The sequence below is a fragment of the Chryseobacterium sp. GVT01B genome (assembly GCF_019970045.1).
Classification (GTDB): Bacteria; Bacteroidota; Bacteroidia; order Flavobacteriales; family Weeksellaceae; genus Chryseobacterium.
The window spans coordinates 453527-469060 of the sequence record NZ_JAHXYI010000004.1 but is presented as its reverse complement, the minus strand read 5'-3'; the positions used below and the strand labels follow the sequence as shown (position 1 = coordinate 469060).

Annotated in this window: 14 protein-coding genes; 8 read left to right on the top strand and 6 right to left on the bottom strand. The window is 34.8% G+C overall.

The window, feature by feature from the left end:
- Nucleotides 1-28 precede the first annotated feature (28 nt).
- From LC457_RS12045 to LC457_RS12025, 5 genes are all read left to right on the top strand, one after another.
- Entirely contained in the window at nt 29-319 is a 291-nt protein-coding gene (locus LC457_RS12045) for a hypothetical protein (RefSeq protein ID WP_223600040.1), read from the top strand.
- Between the two features lie 54 nt (nt 320-373).
- Nucleotides 374-2032: a ribonucleoside-diphosphate reductase subunit alpha gene (locus tag LC457_RS12040; protein ID WP_047386822.1), complete on the top strand. Its 1659-nt coding sequence runs from the start codon at nt 374-376 to the stop codon at nt 2030-2032.
- Between the two features lie 319 nt (nt 2033-2351).
- Nucleotides 2352-4490 (top strand): T9SS type A sorting domain-containing protein, encoded by a 2139-nt coding sequence (locus LC457_RS12035; protein WP_223600039.1) that lies wholly within the window; start codon nt 2352-2354, stop codon nt 4488-4490.
- Nucleotides 4491-4588: 98 nt separating this feature from the next.
- Entirely contained in the window at nt 4589-5479 is an 891-nt protein-coding gene (locus LC457_RS12030; protein ID WP_223600038.1) for a DUF72 domain-containing protein, read from the top strand.
- Between the two features lie 117 nt (nt 5480-5596).
- Nucleotides 5597-5827 carry a hypothetical protein gene (locus LC457_RS12025; protein WP_223600037.1) on the top strand — a complete coding sequence of 77 codons (231 nt, stop codon included), beginning with the start codon at nt 5597-5599 and terminating at the stop codon, nt 5825-5827.
- Between the two features lie 59 nt (nt 5828-5886).
- Here the strand turns inward: LC457_RS12025 and LC457_RS12020 are convergent, their stop codons facing one another.
- Nucleotides 5887-6405 carry a hypothetical protein gene (locus tag LC457_RS12020; RefSeq protein ID WP_223600036.1) on the bottom strand — a complete coding sequence of 173 codons (519 nt, stop codon included), beginning with the start codon at nt 6403-6405 and terminating at the stop codon, nt 5887-5889.
- A 143-nt stretch (nt 6406-6548) separates the two neighbouring features.
- On the opposite strand from LC457_RS12020, the gene LC457_RS12015 reads away from it, so the two are divergent.
- On the top strand, nt 6549-7796 hold the full coding sequence (locus LC457_RS12015) for an outer membrane beta-barrel protein (RefSeq protein ID WP_223600035.1): 1248 nt from the start codon (nt 6549-6551) through the stop codon (nt 7794-7796).
- On the opposite strand, the gene LC457_RS12010 is transcribed toward LC457_RS12015, so the two are convergent.
- The 5 genes from LC457_RS12010 to LC457_RS11990 form a co-directional block, all read right to left on the bottom strand.
- The gene (locus LC457_RS12010) at nt 7793-8437 is read right to left on the bottom strand and encodes an HD domain-containing protein (RefSeq protein ID WP_223600034.1); all 645 of its coding nucleotides are present in this window, start codon (nt 8435-8437) and stop codon (nt 7793-7795) included. The two genes, LC457_RS12015 and LC457_RS12010, sit on opposite strands and share 4 nt — an antisense overlap.
- Complete coding sequence (locus LC457_RS12005) at nt 8434-9279, bottom strand: serine aminopeptidase domain-containing protein (RefSeq protein WP_223600033.1); 846 nt, start codon at nt 9277-9279, stop codon at nt 8434-8436. Before LC457_RS12005 ends, LC457_RS12010 begins: the two co-directional genes overlap by 4 nt.
- Nucleotides 9280-9370: 91 nt before the next feature.
- Complete coding sequence (locus LC457_RS12000; RefSeq protein WP_223600032.1) at nt 9371-10261, bottom strand: ribokinase; 891 nt, start codon at nt 10259-10261, stop codon at nt 9371-9373.
- A gap of 67 nt (nt 10262-10328) precedes the next feature.
- Complete coding sequence (locus LC457_RS11995) at nt 10329-10964, bottom strand: DUF4241 domain-containing protein (protein WP_223600031.1); 636 nt, start codon at nt 10962-10964, stop codon at nt 10329-10331.
- An 85-nt stretch (nt 10965-11049) separates the two neighbouring features.
- Entirely contained in the window at nt 11050-13665 is a 2616-nt protein-coding gene (locus LC457_RS11990) for a valine--tRNA ligase (RefSeq protein WP_223600030.1), read from the bottom strand.
- 128 nt (nt 13666-13793) lie between these two features.
- On the opposite strand from LC457_RS11990, the gene LC457_RS11985 reads away from it, so the two are divergent.
- Nucleotides 13794-14270 carry a DUF1573 domain-containing protein gene (locus tag LC457_RS11985; RefSeq protein WP_047386795.1) on the top strand — a complete coding sequence of 159 codons (477 nt, stop codon included), beginning with the start codon at nt 13794-13796 and terminating at the stop codon, nt 14268-14270.
- 383 nt (nt 14271-14653) lie between these two features.
- The gene (locus tag LC457_RS11980; RefSeq protein WP_223600029.1) at nt 14654-15523 is read left to right on the top strand and encodes a polyphosphate kinase 2 family protein; all 870 of its coding nucleotides are present in this window, start codon (nt 14654-14656) and stop codon (nt 15521-15523) included.
- Nucleotides 15524-15534 lie beyond the last annotated feature (11 nt).

Sequence of the window (15534 nt, the reverse complement as noted above, 5' to 3'; positions counted from 1 at the left end):
TCATTAATAAAGCACAAATACAGAAGAGATGATCAATGTAATAGTAAGCTATACGGTAAACCCGGAATTTGTTCCAAACAACAAAACTAATATCCAAAAGTTTCTGGAAGATTTCAAGAATTTAGATTCTTCCACATTTGAATACAAAGTTTTTGTAAAGGAAGATGGTGTTACTTTTGTACATTATTCAAACTACATTAATGAAGAAGTTCAGCATGAAGTTTTGAATGTTCCGTCTTTTAAAGAGTTTCAGAGATTAAGAGACGAAAGCGGGCTGAACGGTTCCCACAAAGTAGAAATTTTACAATCAATACTATAAAAAACAAAATTCCGGAGTGATTCTCTCATTCCGGAATTCGAAAATATAACATCTATGGAAGAGCAAAATTCAAATATATGGTGGCTCAATGAAGAGTCTGAGCAGATGCTGAACAGAGGATATCTGTTGAAAGGTGAAACGGTAGACGGAGCTATCGACAGAATTACCACTGCCGCTGCAAAAAGGTTATACAAACCTGAACTTCAACCGGCATTCAAAGAAATGATCACAAAAGGATGGATCAGTTTCTCTTCTCCTGTATGGGCAAATATGGGAACTGAAAGAGGTCTTCCTATCTCATGTTTCAACGCTCACATTCCGGACAGCATTGAAGGGATTACTCACAAAATGGGTGAAGTAATCATGCAGACTAAAATCGGAGGAGGTACTTCAGGATATTTCGGAGAATTAAGAAACAGAGGAACAGCTGTAACTGACAACGGAAAGTCTTCAGGAGCAGTTTCATTCATGAAGCTTTTTGATACGGCTATGGATGTGGTTTCTCAGGGAGGGGTAAGAAGAGGTGCTTTTGCTGCTTACTTAGATATTGACCACGGAGATATTGAAGAATTTTTATCCATTAAAGATATCGGTAGCCCGATTCAGAACCTGTTTACCGGAGTATGTGTACCAGATTACTGGATGCAGGATATGATAGACGGTGATATGGAGAAACGTAAAGTTTGGGCAAGAGTATTAGAAAGCCGTCAACAAAAAGGTCTTCCGTATATTTTCTTCACAGACAACGTAAACAGAAATAAACCTCAGGTTTATAAAGATTTGGGAATGACGGTGAACGCAAGTAACCTTTGTTCTGAAATCATGCTTCCATCTACTATGGAAGAGTCTTTCATCTGCTGTCTGTCTTCTATGAACCTTGAACTGTATGATGAGTGGAAAGATACGGATGCTGTAAAATTAGCAGTATACTTCCTGGATGCAGTTCTATCTGAATTTATTGATAAAACTGAAGGTAACTATTACTTACAGGGTGCAAGAAACTTTGCGATGCGTCACAGAGCTCTTGGATTAGGAGTTTTAGGATACCATTCTTATTTACAGAAAAATATGATTCCGTTTGAAAGCTTTGAGGCGACTCAGTTCAACGCAAGAGCATTCAGACATATCAAAGATCAGGCTGAGCAGGCGTCAAGAGAGCTTGCCAACATCTATGGAGAGCCTGAAGTATTGAAAGGATACGGATTAAGAAATACCACCACAATGGCTATTGCTCCTACCACTTCAAGTTCTGCAATCTTAGGGCAGACTTCCCCGGGAATTGAGCCTTTCTCTTCTAACTATTATAAGGCGGGTCTTGCAAAAGGAAACTTTATGCGTAAGAACAAATACCTTGCAAAACTATTGAAAGAAAAAGGATTGGATAACGAGGAAACATGGAGAACAATCATGCTTAACCATGGATCTGTACAGCATTTGAATGAGCTTACCCCTGAAGAAAAGGCAGTATTCAAAACATTCAAAGAAATCTCTCCGATGGAGATCATCTCTCAGGCGGCACAGAGACAGCAATACATTGACCAGGCACAGTCACTGAATCTTCAGATTCCTTCTACAATGCCTGTAAAAGATGTTAACTATCTTTATATTGAAGCTTGGAAAAAAGGAGTGAAAACACTTTACTACCAAAGAAGCTCATCTGTTTCAAAAGAAATGATGGTTAACTTCGTGTCATGTTCAAGCTGTGAGGCATAGGATCAAGTAATAAACACACTATATTTAAAAAAGCACACTTTTTAGTGTGCTTTTTTATTTATCAGAGCTTTTGCAGGTCATTTATGCAAAAAAATTAAGAGACATTCCTTTCTTAAAAATTAAAAATTGACACCAAAATCCCAAATATTTAAAATAAATTTAAATCATAATAAATTTTTATTATTCATTTTTATTTAAAATCAAGAAATCAGCACATAAGCAACTAAAAGGAATCTTTTTTAAAAAAAGATATTATATTTACGGCATCCGATTGTACACAAAGGGATTTGTAACATTATCTGATAACTAAAACTCAAATATGAAAAAACTTTTATTTACCTTATGGGTAAGCGGATTTTCTATCGCTTACTCCCAGAATCTGAATTTTTCTGATGCAAAATTTAAAGCTTTACTTCTAAGCTCAAACACAACAAACCAGATTGCACAAGACTTTAACGGAAATTCTATTGCCATAGACAATAACGGAGATGGAGAGATTCAGCCTTCAGAAGCGCAACAGGTTAAAGTTCTGACGATCAGGTTAGATTCCGGCCAAATGTATATTGATCCTAATGGTGATACATTTGATCCGAATAACATCAACAGTACATACTACAACAGCCATCTGCCAGATGGGATTTCAGATGCGTTACTGTTCTCCAATCTCGAGGAACTTTATTTTTGGAATACCAAGACTGCCAACATCAGCTTTACAAACAATACTAAAATCAAAAAAGTTCAGGGAAGACCTTTTTATTATGACTTATCACAGGGAGGTCAATATATGGCATCTCCTATTAATCTTTCTTTTGACAACTGTTCAGGAATTCAGAATATCGCCGATATCATCGCCTATCAAATCTCTGGTAATCAATGGACCCCTGATGAAAACAGCTTAAGAATAAAAAACTGTCAACAAATCAACAGTAATGCAGTGATTAGTTCTGCCGAGCTCAAGGAACTGTACATTGAGAATTCCAATATTCAAACTCTTACATTTGATTCCTGTAAATTTCTGGAAAAAATTACTGTTCCTAATCTGAATACTTTAACCAAAATTTCAGTAACAGGAGGTTTCAGTTCTTCGGGTAATCCAGAACAGAATATTGAACTGATCGCTAATAATTGCACAAACCTGCAGGAGATCATTGCAGATACAGATCATTATGAATCAACAGGATCCTATTTCTCCAATGTAAACCTTAATGGCTGTTCTTCTTTAAAGAAAATAATGGGACTGAATGCACCCTCAATTGATTTTAGTACAGCAGGACTGATTAACCTTGAAGAATTAGATTGCTCTTTCTATAACAGATACATATACTCTACCACTTCCGGAGTTTATTTCGGGGATGTCAATACTTTAAACCTTGCAGGACTTCCAAAACTGAAAATCCTGAAGGCATTTAATCAAAAGATCACCAATACTATAAACTTCAGCGCCGCTCAAAAACTGGAAAGCATTGATCTCACTAATTCTTGCAGATATATGAATACGGTAAACACAAGTAACCTTTCTTATCTGCATACTCTAAAAACGGATCGTTTTATAAGCAACGGTACACAAGGCGAAAACAATCTTCAGAACATTTTCACCAACAACTGTATTGCACTCACGAATTTCTCATTCGACAATAATAACGATTTAAGAAAACTTGATTTAGAAAACTGTCCGGGACTACAGAATCTGTCAATCGGGTATATGTTCTCTAATTTAGAAAACATCAACCTCAGCCAATGTACCGGGTTTAAAGATATTGCGGTAAGCAACACAAAAATATCCACTCTGAATACCCAGGACTGCACTTCTCTGCAATCTTTGAGCCTTTCCTATAATGATCTTCTTACTTCAGTGAATACTTCAAATAATACAAATTTAGAATCATTAACATTAGCAAATCTACCTTTGCTTACCCCAATCAATACTGCTGCTAATATTAATCTGAAGAATGTACATTTTAATACCTGTCCTCAGATTACCCAGCTTGATCTTTCCACATCATCACATCTGGAATCCGCTACTTTATGGAATATGTCTAATCTTACTTCTGCTAATCTGAGAAACGGTTCTACAGAAGATTTGATTGATCTCACCAATAACAACTCTAATTTATCCGTTTGTGTGGATGATTCTCAACTGAATGAACTCCAGACCATATACCCTGATATTACATTTACCACAAACTGCAGCAATTCTTTCTTAAAGAGTGACAACGCAAACTTCAAAACAAAACAGATCAAAGTCTTCCCTAATCCGGTAAAAGATATTCTACAGGTCAGCTCAGATACTCCTATAAAAAATATAAAACTTATTGATTCTCAGGAGAGAATTATTTTTGACAGAAACTTTAATCAGACTATTGTAAACATTGATCTTTACAGCTATCCTACTGCTGTTTATGTAATAAAAATTACTACTGATAAAACTCAGGTTACCAAAAAAATCATTAAAAAATAAGTATCTTCAATACAATTATTTCCATTAAAAATCATAGAAAATTCTATGATTTTTTTGGTTTATATTTGTGTTTATTGTTTAATACCAAAACTACAGATATGAAATTCGGACAAGTAGAAGACCCATCAAAAATAGATTTCACATTACCAAAAGATCATCCTAAAACCAAGGAAATGCTGGCTCTTAATAAAAAAGGACTGGAAAATATTTCTATCGGATGTGCAAAATGGAATAAAACGGACCTTAAGGGATTTTATCCTAAAGGAACTAAAGATGAACTGACCTATTATGCGACTCAGTTTAATTCTATTGAACTGAATGCAACTTTCTACGGAATGCCCACTCCGGATCAGGTAAAAACATGGAAAGAAAAAACTCCTGAGAATTTTAAATTTTTCCCTAAGATCACCAATACGGTTTCTCATTTCAGAAGACTGATTGATGTGACTGATCCGGTGACTCATTTTGCTTCGGCAGTGATCAATTTTGATGAAAAACTGGGAATGGCTTTTCTTCAGCTTCATGATAATTTTAAACCTAAAGATTATGACAGACTGGAAAAATTTGTAAAAGAATGGCCAAAAGAAGTTCCTTTAGCCATAGAACTCAGAAATACAGAATGGTTTACTGATGAGGAAATCCTTAATACAACCTGTGAACTCTTTGAAGCTCATAACATCACCAACATCATCGTAGATACTGCCGGAAGAAGAGATATGCTTCATATGCGCCTTACTACGCCTAATGCCTTTATCCGTTACGTAGGAGCCAATGCAGAAAGTGATTATGAAAGATTGGATGACTGGTTGAAACATCTTACTAAATGGAAGAAAGAAGGTCTTCAGAATCTCTACTTTTTCGTACACCAGAATATTGAAAAAGCATCACCTCTATTATCCGCATATTTTATCAAGAAGCTGAATGAAGAATGGAAAATTGATATTCATATTCCACAAATGGCCACGGAAAGTACAGGTACATTATTTTAGATAATATAAATCGGGTACGGGATAAAGATAGATACAAACTTCTTTTTCATAACGAATAAATTCGTAAATTAGAGTGTAATGTATTTCACGGTGCATTATACTTTAAAAACATAAATCATGGAAAAAGAAATTTGCAAAATCAGTATTGCCAATAACTGGCTTGGTGATGAATATATTTTTTATGAAAACAACACCATAAAAAGAGTATATGATCATCACAGTTTGAATTCCAATAAAACGGAATGGGTTACCCAAAAAGAAATCAGTAAACAAAGCAAAGACAAACTTGTCAGATCCTGTCCGGAGGAATTTAAGGAACAAATTATGCAGATCCTGGATTATCCTTAGCAAAAATAACAATGGGAAATGAGTCTATTTATAGTACTTATTTCCCATTTATTCTATTCCTATTTATTTTTCTTCAGAAGCAACACCAGATTGAGAAACAAAAGAAGAAAATCCAGTGTAATCCAGATTCCCAGTTTTGTGTTTTCATAATTGTAAGCATCTACCTGCTTTTTTGCCGATTCAGAAAGTTTCATACTTTGATTGATGTAATTCTGTACCTCTACAATCTGATCTATATTTTTATTCGGTACGGAATGCTGGGAAAAGTACACCAGATTTTTCTTCCCAAGATATCCTACAATCCAGTATTCATCAGACTTATCCATTTTCAGGTATTCTATTCTGTAGTATTCCGGACGTATTTTCCCGATATGTTTGGGCTCAAGAGTTGTATTTTGGTCTGCTTTATTTACATTAATCAGATAAAAATCTAATGCCTGAGGAAGCTTATTGACAACCTGCAGTCCTACAGAATTATCCACAAATGCCACAGCACTTTTCTTAATAAACCAGTACGTAAAAACAGAAATTGAAAAAACTACTGTTACAATACGAAACAGCTTCGCCCACTTGGCCATACTACCCGATTTCACCTTAAATAAAACCAGAGAAAGAACAGATGCCAGAAATATTATAAAAATAATGAGTGTCATATTCTACAAAGATACTTCTTCTCTCCATTTTATTTATATTTGCGCCCATATTTTAATTTTAACTAACCATGAAAAAAATACTCTCAGCGGTCACTTTCTTTAGTATAGCTTCATTTTACGCTCAAGTCAAATTCGAAAAAGGATATATTATAAACCAAAATAACGTAAAAAAAGAGGTTCTCATTAAAAATAAAGGATGGGTAAACAATCCTGATAATTTTGTTTTTAAAACAGATGAAAACTCAGCTGAAGATAAGGGAATACCATCTACAATTAAAGAATTCGGGATATACAATGATGCCAAATACGTTAGTTATACTGGTGATATCGACTACTCATCAGATGATATTTCCAGCTTTTCCCATACCAATGAGCCTAAGTTTGTAAAAAGTTCAGTATTCCTGAAAGAACTTGTTACCGGAAGTAAAAAACTATATACTTATAAAGGCCATATTACAAGATATTTCTATTCTGAATCAGATTCTATCATTCATCCATTAATTTATAAAAAATATTTTTTTAATGGGAATAGTTCCCAGGTTGCTACCAATGATCAATATCTTGATCAGTTAAAAAATATTTTTTCTGATAACAGTGATATCCAGACATTAGTAAACAGAACACAATATACAGCCTCTAGTTTAACAAAAATATTTAAGGCTTATAATAGTAAAAATTCTGATGGTACAATTACTAATCAAACCAATGATCAGAATTTTACAGAAAATAAAAAACAGGTAAAATTCAACCTTAATATCAGGCCGGGAATTAATTTTTATGCACCGCTAAAATTAGAAGAATCTTATCCTAACTCTGGCTTTTCTTCAAAATCTAATTTCAGACTAGGTCTGGAAGCTGAATTGATTTTACCATTTAACAAAAATAAATGGTCTGTCATTCTTGAGCCTACGTATTCACAGTATACCAATAAAAGAACAACTATCCCAACAGATGACAATCTGTATAGTATTACAATGGATAGCTATTCTTCTATTAATATTCCAGTAGGAATAAGATATTCTATGTTTTTGAATGATAAATCAAAAATCTTTGTTAATGCCACGATCAATGCTTTCAACATAAGAACCAGCTCACCATCTTCCATAGATGTTGATTACGATGGAGCTGTATTTGATAAGATAGCTCTTGCTTCTAGTCAAAGTTTCAGAGGTTCTTCTCTTGGTGCAGGATTTAATTACAATAACAAATTTAGTATAGAAGCAAGATTTAATAATCGTACTAACATTCTGTATAAGGATCTTCCTCATGCAGATCTTAAATCTTTTTCTTTAATTCTGGGGTATAATATTTTCTAATCTACATTCCATTCTTTATAAAATTGGTCGAGGAAATTCAGCATATAATCATGTCTTTCTTCGGCCATTTTTTTCCCTTTTTCGGTGTTCATCATATCTTTCAGAAGCAATAGTTTTTCATAGAAATGATTGATGGTTGTGCCATCAGACTTTTTATATTCTTCTTTCGACATTCCCAATTTAGGCTTCATATCCGGATGGTACATCAGGTTATTCTTAAAGCCTCCGAAATTAAATGTTCTGGCAATTCCGATAGCTCCAATTGCATCAATACGGTCGGCATCCTGCACAATTTTAAGTTCAATAGGTGGATTTGTCGGTGCCTGATCTCTGTTTTTAAATGAAATATTTTCAATCACAAATAAAACCTTAAGGATTGTTTCTTCGGGAACATTCTGTTCTTCAAGAAATGCTCTGGATATTTTGGGAGCAATAGTCTCATCACCATTATGAAATTTAGGATCTGCGATATCATGAAGAAGAGCAGATAATTCTACCACCTCTTTATCACAATCTTCGGTTTTTGCTATTTGTGCAGCCAGTTTCCAGACTCTTTCGATGTGGAACCAGTCATGTCCCGCTTCTGCTCCTTCTAATTTTTCTTTTACAAATGCTATTGTATTGTCAATCGTACTTTTCATTTATCTATCAGTTCATTTAAAATAATATCCCAGAGTTTACTGTTGTAACTTCTAAAAAAATTGACATGTCCGATTTTCTTTTTATCAGATTCTGAAACAGCGACCAATCTGTAAATTGGTTTAAGATTAGGATAGGTATTATTTAATAAGCTTAAAACTCCTTTTTCTGTCAGCCAGACATCATCTTCTGCACGGATTACAAATACTTTTTGTGTCAATTTTTTAGAAAAGTCATCAATTTTCTCCAACAGTCGGTTGGTTGATTTCTTGTTTAAAATTAAGGTTCTCCAGTCATATGCGCAATTTTTTGGAAGACTTTCTCCCAGTCCAAACCAATGTGCCGGAAAATACCCTAATAATGAAGTGGTTAATGGCTGAACGATTCCAAAGCCAAAGTATGCCTCAATTTTTGTTCTCCATTTCAGATTACCCACAAAAGCATTTTGTGTTCCCACAAAAACAAATTCTTCAAAAATTTCAGAGTCTTCGTTCATTCCCAGAATTAAAGCACCTACAGAATGGCCTAAGCAAAACTTTTTATAGTCTTTAAAATCTGTTTTGATATATTGGGTTAATGCTTTATAATCCTTTGAGCCCCACAATCTCATAGAACCATGAAATCCTCTCATATCTTTCGGCTTGGAAAGTCCTATTCCCCTGTAATCATAGGTAATCACTGTAAATCCCTGTTCAGAAAAATAACTGGCAAAAGAAAAATACACCTGCTGTTTTACACCTGTTGCCGAATTGATCAGCAATAGTTTCCCATTACTTTTTTCCGGTTTAAAGAGATGGACAGCCAGAGAAATATGGTCTTCTGTGGTCAATATTAGTTTTTCCATAGTATAAAAAGAAAAAATCCACTATAAAAGTGGACATTTTTACTTATATTTTTATGTTAAGTTTCAGACTTTTGATATGTCGTAAATAGCTTTAAGAAAAGAAATCTGACATTCTTGGCAGCCCTGTCTGAGAACCTTTACCTCCGGAAACTCTTGAGGAAACTTCATTTCCAAATTTCACACATTCTTCAATAGAGTTTCCATGGCAAAGCGCAATAGCAAATCCTGACGTAAATGCATCACCCATTCCCATTTTATAAACTTTCTCATCTTTATCGTTTCTGTAATATTTCATTTCTGTGCCATCGAAATAAATGGTTGAGTTGGTATCATCTCTTACAAAAACTTTATTGAAATATTTCTTAAGGACCTCTTCCCTTTTTTCTTCTCCGAAAATGGTATATAACTCGTTGCTCTTAGCTACAATAAAATCAACCTTTTCTAAAATTTCTTCACTGACTCTCATTGCAGGAGAAGCATATAGGCCAACTTTTTTACCATATTTCTTGGCTTTTTTAACGGTATGCTCTACCACCTCCATAGAAACTTCAAGCTGTACCAATACAAGGTCTGCAGTATTAAAATACTTATCTGCTTCGTCTATATGTGATTTGCTGAGATATTTATTGGCTGCCGGTACAACAACAATAGCTGCATTGCCATGAGAAGTAGTTACATAAGCTGTTCCTGTAGCATCTTTATCTGTTTCATGTACAAAACCTACATTTACATTTTCACTTACCAGATTTCTCATAATCTGCTGTCCAAGGGGATCCATCCCCACACATCCTATAAAGTACACACTGGCACCCAGCCTGGCAGTACCTACCGACTGATTAGCTCCTTTACCCCCAAAATAGCTATCTGACTTAACGGCCAAAACCGTTTCGTTGGGTGAAGGAAGTTTTTCGGTTTCAAGAACCAAATCTATGGATGAGCTGCCCACAACAATAATTCGGGGTTGTTCTGATGAGAAATTCATTGTGTTTTGTATTAGCTTTAAAATTTATAACTGACAAAATCGTGTTCCAAAAATAACTAATTTTAAATTAACTTATTTCTATAAATTCAGTAATTATTTTCACAGGCAGTTGATTTTGATCATAGGCTATATAGCTGGCATAAAATCCTTCACCATATCCGGTTTCAAAAGCAAATATAGTTCCGGGATGTTCCTTTGCAGGTTTCAGAAAAGCATATTGGTCAATAGCTCCGTTTTCATCAAAGAAATACTCATGGAAAAATTCTTCGTAGATTCCCATAAAATCTCCGCCTTTATTCTGGAATAATCTCTGTTCAAGTTCATTGAGACTGTTTTGAGTATCAACATCCATAAAACATCCCATCCCGCTTTCTACAGGATAACCAAAGATTTCTTCTTTGGCCAGATCTTTTATATTCTGTCCTGCTGTGGTTGCCAGTTTCCATTCTTTAATTTCAGAATTATTGAATATGATTTCAGCATAAGCCACACAGTTACTGTTTCTTTCTTTGTGCACGATCACAGAAAAATCTCCCTTCGGAAATTCTGTAGTGAAAGGAAGCATATCATTGGTGATCAATGGATCGCAGGCAACCAACTTTCCACTGGAAAGGTAAATCTTTCCTGCTTCAAAACTTTCTAACAACGGATTTTCTACAAAATCCTTCGAGAATAGTTTTTTTATGTTTTCTATATGTGTCATTTTATTTATTCTTTAAACCATCAGGCTGGATACAATTTTCATCTGTATCCAGCCTGAGATTTCTGACAAAATTATTGTCTATATTTTACAAACTTTTCAGTTTCTCTTCAAGGATCGCAATTTTATCCTGAGCATCTTTCTGCTTCTTACGCTCACCCTCTACAACTTCAGGTTTAGCATTGGCAACAAATTTCTCATTAGAAAGCTTCTTTTCTACTGAAATTAAGAACCCTTTTAAGTATTTCAATTCTTCTTCAGTTTTTGCTTTTTCTTCTCCTAAATCTAAGTTTTCACTTAAAGGAATAGAAACCTCAGTCGCTCCTACCAGGAAAGTAAAGCTAGGCTTATCTGTTTTCTGTCCAAAATGGATTTCAGAAATATTAGCCAGTTTTCTTACTACTGCTTCATTGACAAATTCAGATGCATTGGTATAAACCTCAACAGCTTCTCTTGGCGAAATTCCTTTTGTCTGACGGTAATTTCTAACTCCTGAAATCAATTCAGCTGTGATTTCAAAGTTTTTAATAACTTCTTCACTAAAGCTATCTGCATCCTTCTGCTGAGCAATAACAAGCGCTTCATCAATACTTCTTTCAGAAATCAACTGCCAGATTTCTTCAGACTGGAATGGCATGAACGGATGAAGCAGCTTCATCAATTCTTCAAAGAAATAGATTGTTTTATTATATACTTCTTTAGAAATTCCCTCTCCATAGTTAGGCTTGACTGCTTCAAGATACCAACCACAAAAATCATCCCAAATTAATTTATAGATCAAATGCAGCGCATCAGAAATTCTGAACTTCTCAAACTGATCATTAATTTCAACGATTGTTTTGTTCAGTTTATTTTCAAACCATTCAATAGCCTGGTTATCTGTAGCAATTGCCGGTTTATCCTCATGATTCCACATATTGACCAAACGGAATGCATTCCAGATTTTGGTCATAAAGTTTCTTCCCTGAAGCATTAAGTCTTCATCAAAAAGAAGGTCATTTCCTGCTGCTGAACTCAATAGAATTCCTACACGTACACCATCAGCACCATATTTTTCCATTAATTCAATAGGATCCGGAGAGTTCCCTAAAGATTTGGACATTTTTCTTCTTTGCTTATCTCTTACAATTCCTGTAAAGTAAACATTCTTGAATGGAACCTCTTTTTTGTATTCTAATCCGGACATGATCATTCTTGCCACCCAGAAGAAAATAATATCGGGGGCAGTTACCAGATCAGAAGTAGGATAATAATACTTGATATCTTTATTTTCAGGATCTAAAAGCCCTTCAAATACAGACATTGGCCATAGCCAGGCAGAGAACCATGTATCTAATGTATCCTGATCCTGTCTTAAATTTTCCAGAGTTAGTTCTGAATTTCCTGATTTTTGTTTTGCTAATTCTAAAGCTTCTTCAGCTGTTTCAGCTACAACAAAATCTTCATCTCCTGTTCCGTAGTAAAAAGCAGGAATCTGCTGTCCCCACCATAGCTGACGGGAAATATTCCAGTCACGGATGTTTTCCATCCAGTGTTTGTAGGTATTTTTAAATTTCTCAGGATAGAATTTTACGTCATCATCCATTACCACATCTAAAGCAGGCTTAGCCAGTTCAGACATTTTAAGAAACCACTGTACAGAAATTTTAGGTTCAATTACGGCACCTGTTCTTTCTGAAGTTCCTACTTTATTTACATAGTCTTCAGCTTTCAGTAAAAGATCTTTTTCTTCAAGTTCTTTTGCAATCTGCTTTCTTACATCAAATCTGTTCTTTCCGGCATAATGCAATCCGTGCTCATTAAGGTTTCCGTCATCATCCAGCGCATCAATCATTTTCAGCTGATGTTTCTGTCCGATTTCGTAGTCATTCACATCATGTGCCGGTGTAATTTTCAAAGCTCCGGTTCCGAATTCAATATCAACATATTCGTCTTCAATGATAGGAACTACTCTGTTTACAATCGGTACAATTACGTTTTTACCTTTTAAGTGGGCGTATCTTTCGTCATTAGGATTGATACATACCGCAGTATCCCCAAAAATAGTTTCAGGACGTGTAGTAGCCACTGAAAGGAACTCTTCTGAACCTTCAATTTTATATTTAAGGAAATAAAGTTTTCCGTTCTGTTCTTTGAATATTACTTCTTCATCAGAAATATTGGTCTTTGCTTCAGGATCCCAGTTGACCATTCTGTATCCTCTGTAGATCTTTCCTTTATTATACAGATCTACAAAGCTTATAATAACCTGCTTTGAAAGATTATCTTCCATGGTAAAACGGGTTCTGTCCCAATCACAAGAACATCCCAGTTTTTTCAGCTGCTCAAGGATGGTTCCTCCATATTTGTGAGTCCAGTCCCAGGCATGTTTTAGAAATTCTTCACGGGTAATATCTGACTTATTGATTCCTTCAGACTTCAATTTAGCAACAACTTTAGCTTCGGTAGCAATTGAAGCGTGATCTGTTCCCGGAATCCAACAAGCATTAAATCCGCGCATTCTTGCACGACGGACCAGAACATCTTGAATGGTATTGTTCAACATATGTCCCATGTGTAATATCCCCGTCACATTTGGAGGAGGAATGACTATGGTATATGGTGGTTTGTCATTAGGTTCTGAGTGGAAATATTTATTTTCCAACCAGTAATTGTACCATTTCTGTTCTGTTTCCTGTGGATTGTACTTTTCTGAAATCTGCATAAATTCTATTTCTTTGGCTTGCAATTTGCAAAAATAGTCTAAAGAAAAAAATTTTTAAGCATGAATTAAAATAATTTTTAACTTTGTTTCACAAAATTTATCTAACAAACGTATTAACATTCAAGAATATGAAAAAACTAATTGCAGGAATTGCATTATTCGGGACATTTGCAATTGCATCTGCACAAACGATTACATTTGATAAAACAACTTTCGATTACGGTACTATTAAGCCTAACGCTGATGGTACGAGATTCTTTACTGTAACGAATTCAGGTGATAAGCCTTTGATTCTTTCAAACGTAAAGCCTTCTTGTGGATGTACAACTCCTGAGTTCAGCCAAGATCCTATTATGCCGGGTAAATCCGCTAAGATCAAAGTTGGATACAACACTGCTATTCCTGGAGGTTTCAACAAAATGATTGAGGTTTTCTCTAACGACCCTGTAAACAGTAGAAGTGTAATCTACATTAAAGGTAATGTAGACGCTAATGCTCCTGCTCCTGTTGCTGAAGCAAAAGTATTGACTCCTGCAGAGCAGAAAGAAGCTGCTAAAGCTGAGAAAAAAGCTGCTAAACTAGCTAAAAAGGCTGCTGCGAAGTAATCTCTACTCAAAAAAATAAAGAAACCGTCTCCATAGAGGCGGTTTTTTTATTACATTTATGTTTGTTTAGGTGGCAGATAGCGGATAACAGGTGGTAGGGAATGGCGTTGATATTTATCTAATATATTATTTAGGTTTTGGCTGAAGCCTTTTGGATTTATTATATTTTAAAGGTGGGCTAAAGCCCCCCTATTGAATTTTAATAACAACATCTTTTAATCTTTTAATCTTTTAATCTTTTAATCTTTTAATCTTTTAATCTTTTAATCTTTTAATCTTTTAATCTTTTAATCTTTTAATCTTTTAATCTTTTAATCTTTTAATCTTTTAATCTTTTAATCTTTTAATCTTTTAATCTTTTAATCTTTTAATCTTAAAAATATATGGACACCAATTTCTCAGATGACTTTAAGGTAAGTGGAAAATTTTCAATAAAAAAAACTTCAACATCTTATGAAGGAAAGCTCACCAAAGAAGACGGAGAGCAAATGCTGATTCAGGAGAAAGAAAAGCTTCGTGAGCTGCAGGAAAAATTATATGCTGACGGAAGCCAGTCTCTTCTGGTTATATTACAGGCTATGGATGCAGCAGGAAAAGACAGTATGATAGAACATGTTTTCGGAGGGGTAAATCCGCAGGGCTGTAATGTGACCAGTTTTAAAACACCAAGTTCTAAAGAATATTCTCATGACTTTTTATGGAGGCATTATCTTGCATTACCACAGAAAGGAATGATAGGGATTTTCAACCGCTCTCATTATGAAAGTGTTCTGGTTTGCAAAGTACATCCAGAATATAATTTAAGTGAAAAAACATGGTCTTCGGTAAAAGATTTCGACAATAAATTCTGGGAAAACAGATATGAAAGTATAAGGAATTTTGAAAAACATCTTTCACAGAACGGAACAACGGTTGTAAAGATCTTTTTACATGTTTCTAAGGATGAGCAGAAAAAAAGGCTTCTGGACAGAATTGATGAGCAGGAAAAAAACTGGAAATTCTCTGCAGGAGATCTTCCGGAAAGAGCATTATTCGACCAGTATATGGAAGCTTATGAAACAGCCATCAATGAAACATCAAAAGATCATTCTCCATGGTATGTACTTCCTGCCGACAACAAATGGTTTGCAAGAGTGGCTGCTATCCAGATCATTATCGATACCCTTGAAAAAATGAATCTCAAATATCCTACACTTTCTGATAAAGACACGGAAGATCTTCAAAAGGCTAAAAAGCAATTAATGGCAGAATAATCAGTTATGAT